Raw genomic sequence first — 16826 nt, forward strand, 5'->3', positions numbered from 1 at the left:
ATCAACCTTTTAGAGGATTTCGTTGAGTTTAAGTTACAACTCAAAAAATATTATCTTAAACTTCGAAACAAGCCGTAATAGTAGGCTTCTTAGACATTGAGTTGTAAAATCCTGGGAAATTAGCATTAGATTATAACCGATTTTTTCCGAACAAAAATACCCTTGAGCTCGAGCTGGAGTTCAAGGGTGAAATTTTACAGATTCAAGGTGAAGTGGAGGGCGTTGTCGACCTTGCTGGCAATAACGTCGTATTCCAAGGGATGCGGCCGGAAAAGATTATCAATCATTGTATAAGTCAGTCCCAGGCAAAAGGTCTCCACAAAGTCTTTGGCCTGTTGGTCATAATCTGCTCCTTCTTCTTCAATGATCTGCTTGAGCAAGAAAGCAATATGGCTGGAAATTTCCCCGACTACATCAACCTCTGTCTGGCTTTCATAGACGCTCTTGTAGAACTTTTTATTCAATTCAATTCCGTAAAAGACCAAAAAGATGATACCTTCCCAGTCCAGGTAGCCGATATTGCTCTCGATATCGTTTTCCATCATCGATCTGATCGTATATTCCAAAAGATCAAGTTTATCTTTGAAATTCTCGTAAAAAGTCTGCCGCCTAATCCCGCTCTTTTTCATGACCTTGGCAACACTGACATGGTTAAAGCCGTTTTTGGCCACCTCATCTTTAAAAACTTGCGAGATGTGCAGCTTTAAGCATTCTGGCATTGGCTAACTCTCTATTTCAACAATGCCTGCAAGCCGCTAGCTAAAAGACCACCGGAGATTGGCCCTAAGACTGGCACCCAAGCATAAGCCCAGTTAGCCCCGCCCTTGTTCGGCACTGGCAAAATCGCATAGGCCAGACGTGGTGAGAAATCCCGGGCGGGGTTCAAGGCAAAACCAGTCGTTGAACCCAAAGCTTGGCCAACTACCATGATCAAGAAACCAACAATTAATGGCTTTAAGCCTTGGGTGAAGTTGCCCAGGTTGAGCAAGGTGAAGATGAAGACAAAAGTCGCGATCGTTTCACTGCTAATTTCCCAGGATTTTACAACTCAAACCATACGGCTGACAGATTTTCTGCCAGCCGTATTTCTTTTATGCATGACTTTCCAGAAACGCGAGGATCTCAGCTTTAGTTCGGGTACTTTTATCAATAGCTTTTAGTAATTCCTCCTGCTCCCGGTGCTTCTTGAGCTCATAGAGAGCATCTAGTTTCTGCGATACTTTATCGCAGCGCTCTTTAAGGCGCCGGAGTTGTTCTTCGGTTTGGGAGATCTCGGCTTCAATTGTCTTAATACTCTTCGTTCTCGGCATCTTCATCATCATCTTTCTGTTCTTCTGGCATTGCGGCGTTCTGGATATCTTTTCCAATCAGTCTTGCCTGTGCCTTGATCCATTCTTCGTCCAGTCCAAAGGCCCCTAGTATTACTTTCTGGGTAGCTGTGACTGCGTGATCTAGCTTATAATTGCCGTTCGGTTGGCGTATCAGCTCAATCTTTTCGAGCTCTTTCAGTGCTGAAGGTACGCTCAAATAGTTAGGCTTGCCCGGCATTTCGGCTTTGCGCTTTCTCAAAAGCGTGTAGATTCTTGCACGGATTATCAAAGCGATGAACTGAATGAAGATCTTGGCTTCGGCTGCTTGACTGCTTGCGACTCTGAATGAGCGATTGCCAAGGAAGGCCTTATCATTGCCAAACAGCTTCTCTGAGATATCGCGGCTCTTGTAAAGATTCAAGGCTTCAGAGGCCGTCATCTTTTCGGAGGTCACGATCGCGAAATAGCCGCACAGCTGCAGCTCTCGTTCGATGACATCTTCCCGTTCCTCGTAGCCATAGAACTTGTCTTTGTGGTAGGTGAGCTTGAAGTAGTATGATGTTCTCTTGTTGAGTACTTAAACTATGTCAGATAATATAGGCTTGATAACGACTTCTCCAGCGAGAATCATCCAACACTAGGTTGGTTTATTTTTGTTAAGCACTTTGCGTATTATTACCATATTATTTTTTGTATCTACTCCAATTGGTTCTTTTGGAAAAGCGCTACTTACCAGTCTAACATAAGTTAAAAAATTCCCTTTACCGTACTGTCCTCGTTCGGAATACATACGATATAATTTATCTACTCCTTTAAACCCGCTTTTAAGCGTATATTGACAGGCTATGCCTCTTGCTTTATGCCTCATTCGATAGTAATATTTTGAAATTGTTTTGGAACGTATTCTAACTTCAAATCCATCAAAACAGAGTCCAAGGAAATTTATTTTCTTATGCTCTGTACTTAATTTTGGATTAAAATCGGCTCCTATATTACATAGTTCCTTGTCAGAAATAAAACTAAAAACTTGGGTTTTATCCGGCTGTAATTCCAAAAGTCCCTTACTCCTATAGTCATCAAACAGACTTATTAACTTTTGAAGATCTTTTCTCTGACTAGTTGACATAGGCAGTATTACGACAAAATCATCACTATAACGCAAATACATTCCATTGTGTTTAGCAACAAAATTATTTATTGCTTCATCTATCTCTATCATATAGACATTAGAAAAGCACGCACTTATAGAAGAGCCTTGAGGTATCCCAAAATCATTTTTGTGATGGCAAATATTCTTTTTATGTTTTTTGAATTGCTCTTTTGTCAAAGCCCTTTTTTTAGAATTTAATTGCTTCAGACCCGCTCTAGTATCTTCTAGGCCATTTAATCTTAAGATGTTTTTTAAATCCCACGTATCATACTCTGTGATGCTTTTAAATACTGCATAATAGTCTGCAGGTAACCTATTCACTTGCAATAATTGGCAAAGCTGTTTTTTTAGGTATGCGTGATTTAGTTTTCCGAAGAAATCAGTAAAATCACCTATCATCACATAGCATGACTTATTTTCTAGCATAAATTGATGAATTTTCTGACAAGCTGCTATATTTCCCATTCCCAAGTTAGATCGGTATGCAATTGGGACTTGATTTATTCTATGCTTAGTTAAGTATTCTTCGTACTTTTCGTTAACGAGAAAACTGTAATATTGATAAATGCATCTATCAATATGGGCAGAATAACATATCTCCCTAGACTTTACATATTTTTCTTTGGTACTTGACCTAAATTTAGTAAAAATCTGATCATACCTAATAAAGGGATAAAAACCATGGTGAGCTATTTTGTCTGGATTTGTAATATATTTTTTAGCACGTTCTAAATTAGTCCGTAAATCAAAGTGCGCATAGCGACGTTTACTTTTGGGAGTAACTTCCCTAAACCATTCATTAATATCCATTTTATCTCTAAACATAGCGATACCCCTTGGCAACGGAGAACAGTATTCCTAACCAAGGGGTACTAACTTAACTTACAGCATTAAACTGCAACTGCTCAATTATGCTATCTTTCTTGATGTTATAATCAAGGGTAAAGGAGTCGATATGATATTCTTCATACTCACATCTTCTGCGATAGCCATGACTTGTGGCAAACTGAACAAGCAGCGCAAGCAAGAAATGGCAACTTATCTCGAGTTATCTAAACTCTTGACAGAAATCCTTATCCGCTACGCCCATTAATCGTAACGCACAACTATGATACACCCACAAAAATATCTATTCAATAAATAAGCTTACTATTAAGCTTAATCTATGTACTTATTCAATCATAAATATACAGCAGCCAAATACATACAGCAAATCCCATCCTAGCAACGCTAAGATGGGATTAATTAGTTTATGGGACTTTACTTGCAATGGAGATGGACAGACATCTTCTGGTAAGAGTAAAATAGGTTTCCAGACGTTGATTCTCTGTCAATGATAGCTTGATTGCTCATATACTTGAATTGATTCAAGAGACTTCGAGTACATCCACAATGCTAACCATGGCTTCATTATCAAAACTGAGCCAACACTCTTACAAGTGCCAGCACTGCAGTGATGAGGCACCAGCTGACAAGATTATCAAAGCTCCTGTACCCAAGGCTCCGTTAACCAACAGTCTTGGCTCAGCTTCTTTGATCTCAAATCTATCAGAAGTACGTTCTCAAGGTTCCTGCCTACCGGCAAGAGAAAGACTTGCGGCGTATGGGTCTTCCCCTTGATCACAAGACGGTCTCTAATTGGCACATCAAGGTCTGTGAGTACTATCTTTCCAGCCTTTACGAGCTCTTGAGAAAAGAGCGGCTAAAGCAGGATGTAATCCATGCAGATGAGACACCATATCGAGTCTTAGACAGAGAGAGCTAAAGACTACGTCTGGACCTTCTTGTCAGGCAAGCATGCCGAGAAGCCGATTGTCCTGTATCACCATGGATCACGAAAGGGCGCCGAAGCATGGGATTTCCTCACAGGCTTCAGCGGATACCTCATTGTGATCAATATCTTGACTATTTACGGTTAAGCCAACAGGATGTGACTCTTGTAGGCTGTATGGCTCATGCAAGACGAAAATTCCATGATTCTTTGTCTAAAGACAAAGCTATAGATTCCGACGTGACTACGGTGGCTAATCAAGGATTAACTACCGTAGTCAATTTTTTTACCTGGAGTGCGCCTGGGAAGACCTTTCCGCTGAAGAGAGATACGAGAAGCGTCAGTCCGAATTAAAACCTCTGCTAGAGAAGTTTTCCGACTGGTGCTCCAAGAAATCAAGCTCCGTGTTGCCTTCCGGCAAGCTGGGGACGGCCTTCCAGTATTGCATAAAGCACATGGACAAGTTCATGAACATCCTAAAAGATGGTCGCCTTGAACTGTCCAACAACAGAGCAGAACGAGCAGTCAAAGAGATCATCATAGGACGCAAGAACTGGCTCTTTTCACGGAGTGGTACAGTCGCCAAATCCATGGCAATCATTATGAGTATACTCGAAACCGCCAAGCAAAATGGCTTGGATCAATTCAAATACATCAACTATCTTCTAGACAAGCTGCCCAATGAGCTGTCATTATTAGACAATCAGCGTCTAGAAGCCTATTTACCATGGCCTGAGAATGTTCAGCTACACTGTAAGTAAAGTCCCATAAATTGATTAATCCCATCTTAGCATTGCTAGGATGAGATTTTAATATACTCTGCTATTGGGTGCTTACGATACGCTCTAATACATCAAGCGCAAATTTGTTCTTCATTCCAAGAAGTATCAAAGCATACTCTATAATCGACAGAATTACATCAAACAAAATAATAATCATTGTTGAATCAAATAACATATTGCCAATACAGCAAATAATTACTATAGCTAGTGACCCTACTGTATAAAGAAAAATGTCTTTCCAAAAAGACCTTTTGTATAGCCCCTTGACAATATCTCTACTATAGTATATCCCTAAGATCATAGAAATCACTTCTGATAGCGATGTTGTTATTGCCGCAGCATTTTCTTTTAAAGATGGCATTAATAGTAAATTCAACGCTAGATTAACTACAGCACTAATTACGGTTATGATTAAGACTTTATTTTCACGCTTTGCTGGTATAAGAACACAACTGGTAAAAATCCAACTAAAAATTGAAAAAATTAATGCTGGACATAATAAGCGTAATGAACTAACAGCACTAATATACTTTTCACTTGACAATAGTATTACAATCTGCGGAGCTAACATATAAACTCCAACGGCAGCTGGTATTGATATCAGTGCCAAAACATTTGAAATTTGTAACAATAACTTACGATACTCTCTATATCTGTGTCTCCCCCACAGTAGTGCAAATCTTGGAATTGTAACAGTTAACACCGCAGCTATAAGTTGTTTGACAATATTATACATTTTTGTCGAAACAGAATAGATACCTACAACATAGTTGTTATTTATCAGCCCCAATAAAGTTGTATCTAAGCTTAAGTAGATCGTTGTAGCAATTGATGAAGCAAAAATTACTAATATTGGTTTAAGATGCTTTTTCCAGTCAATTCTAAAGGTAAACCTAATTGTACAAAATTTCTTAGCATGTAAATAATTTAGAATATTTGAACCTACAGCAGAAAAAACAGTTATTCCTGCATAACTTAAGTAATCACCTTGATTTCTCACAAACATAAACAGCAGCAATATAGATAATATCTTAAAAGAAATACTTCTAACCGTTATATAGGTATATTCTTCAAAAATACTATATATCCATTCCGTACCTAATGTAGTGAAAATAATCTGAATACTAAATATATAAATACATACTGCATAGCCTTGTACTTTGGGGAAAATTATAATGCTTAAAAAAAGTAATATATATGAAGCAACAGTAGAAATTAAATTAATTGAGAATACTTGACTAGCAAAATCACTAATTTCCTCACGATCATTCCGTAACTTGGCCCCTTCTCTAACAGCATATGTCGAAATACCTAATCCAGCAATCAGTAAGAAGTACGATACATATGAATTTGACCAATTATACTTTCCAAGTTCTCCAACACTTAAAATTCTAGACACATACGGAAACGTGATTATCGGAAATATAATATTTAAGACACTTCGTAATCCGTTCAAAAATGCATTTTTCCCTAATGATTTATTTTTCACGGCTTACTTTCCCCCTACTCTATATACTAAAATCAAAGAGTGTTTTGCTATTCCAACTATAAATCAAACCTTCTTTATCATCCTTTTAATATTTGCTATATTATCAAATAAGATCCTATTTTTGAGGAACAGTTTAGCTTCAATTCTTTTTTTAATACTCAACGATTGACATTTTTTGATATTTACTGTAATAAAATCATTAAAAGCGTTATACCTGTCGTCAGAGTCGCCATAATAATACATATATGACAATATAGCGCTAACTGTATTATCGACAATCAAACTGAAGTACTTTGGATAGTTTTTCTCGATATATGTACATAAATCAAAATTTGCTACAGCAGCATCCTTGTATCTAGAAATATTTTTATTATGTGACGCACCGCTAAAGTTTTCTCTATAACCATATAGTTTGTTATCAGTTAGTAAAATTCTTTTAGCTTTATCAAAGGCTTTATAGCAAAATTCCATATCTTCGCACATCACCATTTCAACAGGAAATGATATATTGTTTTTTACAATTAATTCTCTTCTAAAGATCTTGTTCCATGGAAATGTGGCAAAGCTTGGATCTAATAGAGAATAAATTGCATCCTCTTTATTTAGCTTTTGAATCTTTATATTCTTCGATCCTTTTACTCCTTCAAAATTTTCCTTTTTTACATATCCAAAAATAAATATATCAAAATCATTATCAACTATGGTATTAACAATCTTCGATAAAACACCATTTAACACTACATCATCGCTATCGATAAACCATACATACTTTCCAGTAGCCGATTTTAAGCCTAGATTTCTAGCTCTAGATACTCCTCCATTTTTTGCATGTATAGTTTTTACATTAGCAAACTTGCTTGAATACGTATCGCAGATCTGACCACTACCATCGGTTGATCCATCATCGATCAAAATAATTTCAATTTTAGATGAAGCATATACTATTGACTCTATACACTTGGTTATATACTTTTCGCTGTTATATACCGGTATTATGATCGTTAATATTTTTGTGTTGTCTTTCATATATGCACTTATTACTCCTAATTCATTAATGTGACATTTTTTCTTTTTACTTTAGCTGGTGTTCCTGCAACCATGCAATGCGATTCCGACATTTTTATGCCCAAAACTAATGAACACGCACCTACAATGCTATACTCACTAATAACTGATCCTTTTAAAATTGTTGATTGGGATGCTACCCAAGCCCCTCTTTTTATCCAAACTCTTTCCGATGCACTACTGATTCCATCATTTTTCTCAACATTATGGCCATCTGTATCTCGAACGCTTACTTTCCAGCCTATTAATACGTCATCTTCTATGATGCTCCTATTTTCACATTGAAATAAAAAGTCTCTATTCGCATAAACGCTTTTTCCAATTATAAGTGTACCGCCATCTACAAAGAGATTAACTCCTTCTCCAAATATACAGCTTCCATAAAAAACTATTTTCCCACCATTTAAAATAGTTAACGATGATGATCCATAGGAGATAAAATTTGAACCTTGAAATCCTATTCTTATCATAAATCTAGAAACAGGTGCTTTTATAATCAAATTATTTCGTTTTAGTTTGCTTTTTACATTATAGTTTATCTTAATTGGCAAATAAATTGCCTGATGAAACGGTAAGTATCTAAAGTTAAATTGTATAGTATATATTAGTGCCAAAATCTTTCTCAACATATATATTTCCTCTTTTTTTAATTTCAACCAAATTTCCACCAATTGTAAAACATCTAGTGTAGTGTCATGCTGATATCTTAAGTATGATTAACGCTATAGCTTTGGATACAAAGATGCAAGTTTGATACGTGCATCCGAAGTTCTAAACTGCCAGTTTACCAAAGCATAGCTATTGTTCCGCTCACTTTCCCAAGCGCTCAATCCTTCGCGTAGTGTCTCAATATCCGGAATTCTTCGAGAAAAACACTATCTGGTCATCACATTCAGTTCAATTTCAGCGATATCTTACCAGCTACCATGCTGGGAATATAGTGAATCTCAAGCTTCTTAATGATTCGACATGCTTACTCTGGCTTGAAAGCCTTATATAGTGAGGATGGCTTGTGCGTATTAAGATTGTCCATGACAAGAATGATTTTCTCGGCTTCAGGGTACATCTCATCAACCATATATTTGATTTCTTCAGCCCAGTCAACTGCAGTTCGGTGTTCTCTGACGCTTGTGTGATGACGACCTCCAAGCGGCTTTACGAAGTCAAAAATACTGCATGTACCTTTACGAACGTATTCTGAATCGAGTTTCTTATTGTCACCTAGACGCATAGTCCCTAAGTCTCTGACTTCGCCTAGCAACTGATATGGCTTTTCATCCATGCAAACTACCGGCACTTTGGGATTGTAAGGAAACGCATAAACATCCAGAATATCCTCCATGCAAGCTATGAATTCTGGGTCTTCTTTCTTTGGGAGGCACCAATAGTAGCTGCGGTGTGGTCGAAGTTTATTTAGAGTTCTGCGGATGACTTCACGACTGATTGACTCATCAAGAATCATTTTCATTTGCGCTTCAAGAAGGCGCAGAGTCCAACGGCTATGCCCTTTGGGAACGGACCCGCAAACCACTTCGAGTAGTTTCACTTCTACACGTCCATCAACTTTGCGTTGTGCGTTATCAGAATTGACACTCCGCTTAAGCTTTATAGTGGCGTCAAGGCCTTCACTGACGAACTTTCTCACGACATTAGTGATAGTTGGCTCACTGATTCCATGATCTGAAGCGCACTGCTTGTAGGTCTTAACTGGCGGATGATTCGCATCTATGTCTTTAAGAATGTGGATTCTGTTGGCCACTGTTTCACTCGTATTTTTCTGGCGAAGAATTTCGCCGATTGTAAAATTAAACTGAACACTGTTCCGATCCAGTAAGAAAAATCGCTTTCACTGGATTGGAGCACAAAAAATCCATTTCAACCATCTGGTAGAATATGAATTACCACAAACATTTCTAGAGAGGTTAAAATGGATCATTCTTATTCTAACACTAAACCACACCAAAAGGGCAAGCACCTTACGCTAAACGACCGGACTACAATCCAGGAGCTGCACTCTAAGGGCTACTCTAATCGTGCTATAGCTAGAGAACTTAACTGCTCACCGAGTACGGTCGGATATGAGCTCAAAAGAGGCACAGTATCCGTGTATACCGGCAATGTGAAGCGGTATAAAGCTGTCGAAGGGCAAAGCACTTACGAACTACATAGAAGCGAATGCGGCCGCAAGAGCTTGTTTCTTCGCAGACATAAGTTCATCGACTATGTTTCCCACTGCTTCCATAATCAAGGCTGGTCTCTTGATGCTTGCGTGGGTTATGCTTTGGCCAAGGGAATCTTCCAGAAGGATCAGGTCGTATCAACCAAAACTCTGTATAACTACGTTATGGATATCAAGAACGGTGATCTTCCAGAGAAGGTCAAGCGCAATACTAAGACTCGTCGTGCCCGTGTAAACAAGCGTATCCTGGGACGAAGCATCGATGAACGTAGTCCTAGAATCGAAAGCCGTAAGGACTTTGGTCACTGGGAATGCGATCTGGTTCTTGGACACAAGACTAAGGACGATGATGTGTTGCTTACTCTGTGCGAACGAAAGACGCGTCAGTTCTTCATGATCAAGATTGAGGATAAGACCTCAGCTAGCGTTATGAAGGCATTTGATAAGCTTCGAGAGTACTACGGATCCAAATGGAATCAAATCTTTAAGTCTATCACAACTGACAACGGATCTGAGTTCGCAGATCTATCCAATCTTGAGCAAGTTTCCAAGACTCTTGTGTACTACGCTCATCCTTATACATCTTGTGATAAAGGCAGCGTAGAACGGCACAACGGGCTTATCAGACGCTATATTCCCAAGGGAGACCGTATGGATAAGTACAGTGTGGAAGATATTGCTAAGATCGAGGTATGGTGCAACTCTCTTCCTCGGAAGATCTTAAACTACAAGACTCCAGAAGAATATTTTGACACCGAACTTGACCGCATTTACCGGCGTAGATAGTCAAAATCTACTAGATGTTATGGTAAGTGTTCAATTTATTCTTGCAATTGGCGTGGCGAAGAATTTTGTTAAGTCACTTGAGATCGTCATCTAACAATTTGACAATGTGTTTTTTAGAAGTAGGTGTCATGGTTGATAAACCTCCGTAGCTAATTGATAGATATACTACAGAGATTGTACCAGAATTGTACACTACTTCCAAAATGTCAGCATTACACTAGATAGCTAAGATATTTTCTGTGTTTTAATCCGACGAAAGCGTTTCTCCCTAAATTGAATCAATGTTAAGCTTCATTCTACAATCGGTGATATTTTATCTTCTAAAATTGAATAAACGGCAATGAGGAGCACACATCCAATAAAACTAGCCCCTACGGTAATTTCAAATATTGAGAGCACGGTAAATGTATCCAACATTGCAAGCAAAGCGAGCAGAAAATTTTTATTTCGTTTATCTACTTGGTGAATAGAATAAATTACTAATATTGCCAAGAAAGCAAATGACACTACTCCAACTTGCAATATAATATCCCAAAAACCATTTTGAGTATTAGGCATATTTAAATAATTGTGAATTACCTCATACGAGCTACTAGGGCCATACCCCCACAACCAATGACCAGACATTAATGTTGGTAGTTTCTTATAAATATTAATACGACCGGTTAGGGTAACCCCCCTATCTAAAGATCCCAAAAAAAAATCTTGATATATTCTTGATCCAACTATATAGCTATAGTTAAAAACTGAAACAAATGATAGGGTAGATAAAGTAATCCACAATAGAGGTTTCTTTATCAACTTACTCGGAAGAAAGAAAAAGAAGATACAAAAAAATAATATGCCCATAATTCCAGTAATACAGTCTACAGTTAATGAAATTATTAAAGCATATAGCACTAATGTTACAATATATTTTTTCTTATACTGACTCAGAGCACCTTGAAAAATATATAAAACTAGCATCTCTAAATGCATGTAAGAAACGTCAAACTTATTCCCTAATAAGTAGCCTTGCGTGATTTTAAGAGTCTTTATTCTAGGAATAAGAAGTGCATCGTTTATTAGACAATATATTAATGCTAGTATAAAGAGATTTTTTGCCAGTTCTTTACCATTGCCTGTTTCGATAATATAGAAAATCAATACAAAGAATGAGGATATGCGTATTACAAAATATATTCCTGCTCGAAAATTATTCATTTGAAAATAGCTAAACTTAGCTTGATATGCAGAATATAATGCGCCTAATAAAAAAAACAATAGCATGAGCTTTACAGCTAATTCCTGAATATTCTTCTCCAATTTTGGAATAAGCATCAGCGCAACGAATGCAGCTATAATTATCCCAAAAATATTTATTAACTTTTGAAAAGAATCAGGTGCTAAAGTACCAAATAATAAGTTGAAAGAAAAAAAAGACAGTATAAATACTTTTATACTTTGCTTTTTCAAAGTAAAAATCATATTCATTGCTACTTACCGGTTATTATATGTTTACTACCAAAATTACAATTGCTATCAGCATTATATATGCGTACTCTTATAAAGTGACGCCCAATTTTCTTTTTAATCCATCTGTTTTCCATTTCAACAACAACTTTATTTTTCTGAAGGAGTAAACTTTGTGCGGTATTTGCTTGAAGTTCTTTACTGTGATTTCTTTTTGGTTTAAAAGATAAAAACCATTTCCAAGAATTTTTATAGTTGAAGAATCTAACACCCGATCATCTACTTTCATTTCTCTTTGTTGGAAGTGCATGTACATATATTCGTCTCTATATATAGATCCACCTTTTAAACGATAACGGAAAATTTTACCATCATCCCAGACAAAAATTGAGTTATAATTCCTCTCTACTTTAAATGTATTCTCTTCCGGAAGATAGTATACCCTCTGAAGATTTGCTGGAGCAATATTGCAATTAAAAGCCCAGTCTTTCTCTAGAACTTTTTTACCATAATACTTAAAAAGTGTATTAATATTATGCATTCCACCATATGTTTCATCAAATATTGTTGTTCTTGGTGTTGAAAAAGATTCTCTATACCAGAATCTTCCGTTTACCGATTTCATAAACATTCTGTTGTTTTTATAATTATTTTTGAACATCACACAGTGGCCTAAGCAAAATAATTTGTCATACTTCTTCAGAATATCATTTGTAATAAATCCATTTAAATCTCCAAAAATCGTATCTAAGTCACAGTATCCCCAAAACTCAAAATCTTCAAGGTAGCTTTCAAATATATATCCAAACGCTGGCTTTAAATCACAAATTTTATGATAATCCTGTATTTCTACTTTAAAGTCAAACTTACTCTCAACAATGCTTAAAAAGTCATTAAAACTCATCGACTTTAAAACAACATTTTGTGGAACTCGGTATTCATGTTTGTCATCAGTAAAAATTAACCATTGATAATCCCTGTTCTTCTCACAAGATTTTGCGAAAACCTCAAAATAATTTGGTAATTTTCCAAAATATGGAATTATAAAACAACACTTTTTCATCTATAGCTCCAAACTAACCGTCCTTATTATTGCTTGTATTCAAAGCTCTTACTTTTTTTGCAGGAACTCCCGCAAAAATTGTATGAGCTGGAACATCATGTGTCACAACAGCGCCGGCAGCAACCACTGCACCAGTTCCTATATGAACTCCCTTTGTTATAGTTACATTAGCTGCGATCCATGAATTATCTTCAATTACAACAGGCATAGTGCTCAACTCATTTTGAACGACACCTCTTGAATCCATCACATGGTCATGATCAACAATTACGACATTATTTGCAATAGTAACATTATTCCCTATAATGATGCTGTCTGCAGCCGTAATTGAACAATTATGATTAAAGAAAACGTTATTTCCAATTTTAACTTTTCCATTAACCAAAATCTTTAAGTATAGCGGACCTTGGGTCATTAAAAAGTTTCCAATTTTTAGTGTAGCATTAGTCTGTAAGTCAACTTTTGTCGTACCACGAAGAGAGTTTACTACATACAAGCTACATCTTTTTCCATACCTGATTTTCATAATCAAATAGAACAGTATTGCTTTGATACCAAGAAAAAATTTTGTCATCTTTTTCACCTAATCATTTATTAATCCACACTGCACTAACATGCTTAGGCTAACTGACCATTTGTTTTTTACCATACATATAAAGAACTTCTGCTTAAACCCCAATTCGCTAACAGGATATTCCTTAATTGCTCTTTGCAAAACAGGATTATTACACATGTTTTTTATGTTCTTTCTTATATCGGAAAAAAGCCTTCCTTTTTCTAGAGCAAAACAAGATCTTACGTTAACAAATAAATTTTTAGTTAATCTTAGTTTAGCTTCATCCTCAATTTCCGTTTTAGAGATTTTATCAATCATATATTCAAAAAAGCTGATACACCTTTTAAAACGATCTGGTCTATATGTTTTAGACAAAGAGTTAGGATTTGATCTATAATAATATAGTGACGAGCTTATCACCTTTACACTCTTAGAATACTTAAAATAATCAGAATCCCACACAATATCCTCTGAAATATACTCACGCTCTGAAACAAAAGATATGTTATTTTCCTTTATTATTTTTGTTGAATACAACACATTCCAAACAGATGCTTTTATCGAGTCATGACCAACCGGGCTACTCCCAAGCATATGACAGAATATCTGACTATAGCAGTTATCATTATTAACTACTTTTTCAAAGTATGACTCGACGTACAGCTTTTTGCCTTTATCTGTTATTTTAGTAAAGCCACCAATTACTGTATCATTTTTACCTGAATCCAATCCACACACTAATTGATTTATTGCCTCTGGGTCTAAATAGTCATCACTATCAACAAAAGTTACATAATCTCCCTTAATTCGTTCTAAACCATAATTTCTAGTTAAACCCAATCCACTATTCTTTTTATGATAGGTAAAAATATTAGCGTATTCTTGAGCATACCTATCACATAATTTTCCACTACTATCTGTTGATCCGTCATCAATTAAAAGAATTTCCATATTTTTATATGATTGTTCAATCAAAGATTCTATACATTGAGTTAAATATTTCTCAACATTATATACTGGCACAATAACAGAAACTAAAGACGACACCAAATTTACTCCTTTACTTTCTACTTTTTATCAATTTATACTTCTATAGTAATTTATGTATCTTGTTTTCAACACATCAAAAGAATATTCTTTATCATAAATCGCTTTAGCTGCTCCACCCATTTTTTGCTTTATTTTTTGACTAATTACAAGATTTATCTTTAATGCTAAATCTTTACTATCTTTTGGCTTAACCAAATAGCCATTATATCCATTTTCTATCTCTTCAATAGTACCATCTACAGCAGTTCCTATCACAGGGATACCGACACTAAATGCCTCAATGGGAGTTAGTGGTAGCCCTTCCCACAAGGAACTTAACACTACTAAATCGAACTGAGACATTAAATTTTGAACATCCTTTCTATATCCCATCCATTCAATATATTCTGATATTCCTTGTTCAATAGAAAGTTTTTTTAAGTCATCTTCTAATTCGCCAGAACCCACTATGAAGAATTTGGTTTTTGGATGCCTGTTAACAACCATTGGAATTGATCTTATAAAGTATTCAATCCCTTTTTGCTCGGTTAAACGTCCAACATTACCAATCAAATAATAACCTAAGTCATGCCACTTTTTTAAAGATGGCTCTAGTACTACAAGGCCAGAAAATGGCTTAACTGCATTATGAATTACTGTAACATCTTTTAGCCCATACTCATTTGTCAGATTTTCTTTAACCTTTTCACCACAAGCAATCAAGTGTGCATGATTATATGAGAAACGCGTGAATTTTATCTTATCATAGAAGGTGTTGTGACTAGTATTAATAAAGACACACTTCTTATAAAGCCCTAACAACGTCACGTAAAACGCAGCCATTCTGTGGTGAGTATGAATCACTGTAATATTTTCGGATTTAACTATCTGTCTAAGCTTGAAAGAAATATCTAGCATAGTCTTAGGACTCTTATCAGCTAAATCTGGTATTTCATAGAACTTGATTTGCATTTCTTTCAAAGCATCTTTATCAAAGCCCTTACCCGCGCAGACGATAATTTTATTGACTAGTGGCTTAAAAGTTTCACACAATTGCAAAACAACGTTCTCAGTCCCACCATGAATTGGTGCTCTAGCGATGAACAGAATGTTTTGGTCTGCCAAGTCCATTAAGCACATACTCCTTTCAAATGACTACAACTTTATAGTTAGTTACATCTTGCTCTTTTAAAGTAAATTTCTTTATGTTTTGATTCTCTAGGTAAGACATTATACTTTTAACATCTTATGAACTAATTGCCAATAAGCAACAGCCGCTATATAGCTAATAATCATAGCAACCAATCCAAGGCTTATCTGGTTCATTAAGCTCTGTGGTTTTAGTAAAAAGATAGTTGTGAAAACCACTACATGGACTAAATACCATTCATACGAATACTTACAAATTGTCTCCCAAATTTTCTTTGTGCCTTGCCCTATAACGGCGTATAACCATATCGCTAAAGCAGTATACCCAAGAAATGCTGGAACATCATTTAAGGCCTTCAAAGTAGGAAACTTAAGTGCTATTACAGCTTCTAGTCCGATACCAACAATTGCTATGAGAAACAGTTGCCACCTTTTAAAATCAAGCTCTTTACCTGATTTTAATACTTTTGCTACTTCCATACCCAAGCAGAATTCCCATAAAAACTGCAAAAAGAAACTATTCAGAACACGTTCTTCGCCAAAACCTAGAGCCGTCACCAAGCATGACCACGCTAAGCTAACAATCACTGAACCGATAACAAACTGTTTACCATTAATTTTTTCTCTAACCTTACAAAGTAAGGTAAAGATAAAATAAAACTGAAACTGTGTTGACAAATACCACAGCTGAAAACCAAAACTACCTTCATATCTTGGCACAAACATCTTAAACAGAAAAATATGGCTGAGTAGAGCAACAAATCTATCAGATCCAACATACATCCACGGTAATATGAATGAAATGATCACAATCAATATATACGGAATATAAATCTTGCCGAATCTTTTTTCATAAATTCAGTAAACGTCGTTGAATGCTTAAGGTAGCTTAAGTATAAGCCACATCCTGAAGCAAAGAAGAAAACGTGCACCCCCGTACCACCTAATGAAGATGCTGTATTGATAACGGATGGTAAAGCCTTGAGATAATTCTGAACACAATGCATCAAAACTATTGTGATAATTGAGAAAGCTTTTAAAAAAT

At 36.1% G+C, this 16826-nt stretch carries 13 protein-coding genes and 4 pseudogenes; 2 read left to right on the forward strand and 15 right to left on the reverse strand.

Annotation, left to right across the window (positions count from 1 at the left end):
* Positions 1–194: 194 nt before the first annotated feature.
* The 5 genes and pseudogenes from LJ046_RS00915 to LJ046_RS00935 all read right to left on the reverse strand — a co-directional run bounded on the left by LJ046_RS00915 (position 195) and on the right by LJ046_RS00935 (position 3285).
* Complete coding sequence (locus LJ046_RS00915; protein WP_002880224.1) at positions 195–719, reverse strand: TetR family transcriptional regulator; 525 nt, start codon at positions 717–719, stop codon at positions 195–197.
* Positions 720–730: 11 nt separating this feature from the next.
* Positions 731–1024 (reverse strand): annotated as a pseudogene (locus LJ046_RS00920) (aquaporin); the annotation flags it as partial.
* 67 nt (positions 1025–1091) lie between these two features.
* On the reverse strand, positions 1092–1322 hold the full coding sequence (locus tag LJ046_RS00925) for a hypothetical protein (RefSeq protein ID WP_002880222.1): 231 nt from the start codon (positions 1320–1322) through the stop codon (positions 1092–1094).
* Positions 1288–1866 (reverse strand): annotated as a pseudogene (locus LJ046_RS00930) (IS1634 family transposase); the annotation flags it as partial. The gene LJ046_RS00925 and the pseudogene LJ046_RS00930, both read right to left, overlap by 35 nt.
* Before the next feature lie 81 nt (positions 1867–1947).
* Positions 1948–3285: a reverse transcriptase domain-containing protein gene (locus LJ046_RS00935; protein ID WP_002880220.1), complete on the reverse strand. Its 1338-nt coding sequence runs from the start codon at positions 3283–3285 to the stop codon at positions 1948–1950.
* Between the two features lie 600 nt (positions 3286–3885).
* Here LJ046_RS00935 and tnpC point away from each other — a divergent pair.
* Positions 3886–4992: pseudogene (gene tnpC, locus LJ046_RS00940) on the forward strand (IS66 family transposase); the annotation flags it as partial.
* 61 nt (positions 4993–5053) lie between these two features.
* Here the strand turns inward: tnpC and LJ046_RS00945 are convergent.
* From LJ046_RS00945 to LJ046_RS09920, 4 genes are all read right to left on the reverse strand, one after another.
* Positions 5054–6502, reverse strand: coding sequence for a flippase (locus LJ046_RS00945; protein WP_002880218.1), 1449 nt, complete (start codon positions 6500–6502; stop codon positions 5054–5056).
* A 63-nt stretch (positions 6503–6565) separates the two neighbouring features.
* A complete protein-coding gene (locus LJ046_RS00950; protein ID WP_002880216.1) occupies positions 6566–7528 on the reverse strand; it encodes a glycosyltransferase in 963 nt (320 codons plus the stop codon).
* Between the two features lie 17 nt (positions 7529–7545).
* A complete protein-coding gene (locus LJ046_RS00955) occupies positions 7546–8196 on the reverse strand; it encodes an acyltransferase (RefSeq protein ID WP_002880215.1) in 651 nt (216 codons plus the stop codon).
* 344 nt (positions 8197–8540) lie between these two features.
* Complete coding sequence (locus LJ046_RS09920; RefSeq protein WP_002880214.1) at positions 8541–9326, reverse strand: IS630 family transposase; 786 nt, start codon at positions 9324–9326, stop codon at positions 8541–8543.
* Positions 9327–9494: 168 nt separating this feature from the next.
* Here LJ046_RS09920 and LJ046_RS00965 point away from each other — a divergent pair, with 168 nt between their 5' ends.
* The gene (locus tag LJ046_RS00965; protein WP_072557687.1) at positions 9495–10532 is read left to right on the forward strand and encodes an IS30 family transposase; all 1038 of its coding nucleotides are present in this window, start codon (positions 9495–9497) and stop codon (positions 10530–10532) included.
* 291 nt (positions 10533–10823) lie between these two features.
* Here the strand turns inward: LJ046_RS00965 and LJ046_RS00970 are convergent, their stop codons facing one another.
* The 6 genes and pseudogenes from LJ046_RS00970 to LJ046_RS00995 form a co-directional block, all read right to left on the reverse strand.
* Positions 10824–12005 carry a hypothetical protein gene (locus LJ046_RS00970; RefSeq protein WP_153188422.1) on the reverse strand — a complete coding sequence of 394 codons (1182 nt, stop codon included), beginning with the start codon at positions 12003–12005 and terminating at the stop codon, positions 10824–10826.
* Between the two features lie 70 nt (positions 12006–12075).
* A complete protein-coding gene (locus LJ046_RS00975) occupies positions 12076–13047 on the reverse strand; it encodes a DUF6625 family protein (RefSeq protein ID WP_002880145.1) in 972 nt (323 codons plus the stop codon).
* A gap of 13 nt (positions 13048–13060) precedes the next feature.
* Positions 13061–13621, reverse strand: a complete 561-nt coding sequence (locus LJ046_RS00980; protein WP_002880144.1) for an acyltransferase — start codon at positions 13619–13621, stop codon at positions 13061–13063.
* Positions 13622–13630: 9 nt separating this feature from the next.
* Positions 13631–14650 carry a glycosyltransferase family 2 protein gene (locus LJ046_RS00985; protein ID WP_002880143.1) on the reverse strand — a complete coding sequence of 340 codons (1020 nt, stop codon included), beginning with the start codon at positions 14648–14650 and terminating at the stop codon, positions 13631–13633.
* A 30-nt stretch (positions 14651–14680) separates the two neighbouring features.
* A complete protein-coding gene (locus LJ046_RS00990) occupies positions 14681–15763 on the reverse strand; it encodes a glycosyltransferase family 4 protein (protein ID WP_002880142.1) in 1083 nt (360 codons plus the stop codon).
* 99 nt (positions 15764–15862) lie between these two features.
* Positions 15863–16788, reverse strand: a pseudogene (locus LJ046_RS00995) (acyltransferase family protein).
* Between the last annotated feature and the right edge of the window lie 38 nt (positions 16789–16826).

It is taken from the genome of Lactobacillus delbrueckii subsp. jakobsenii ZN7a-9 = DSM 26046, from assembly GCF_001888925.1.
Classification (GTDB): domain Bacteria; phylum Bacillota; class Bacilli; order Lactobacillales; family Lactobacillaceae; genus Lactobacillus; species Lactobacillus delbrueckii.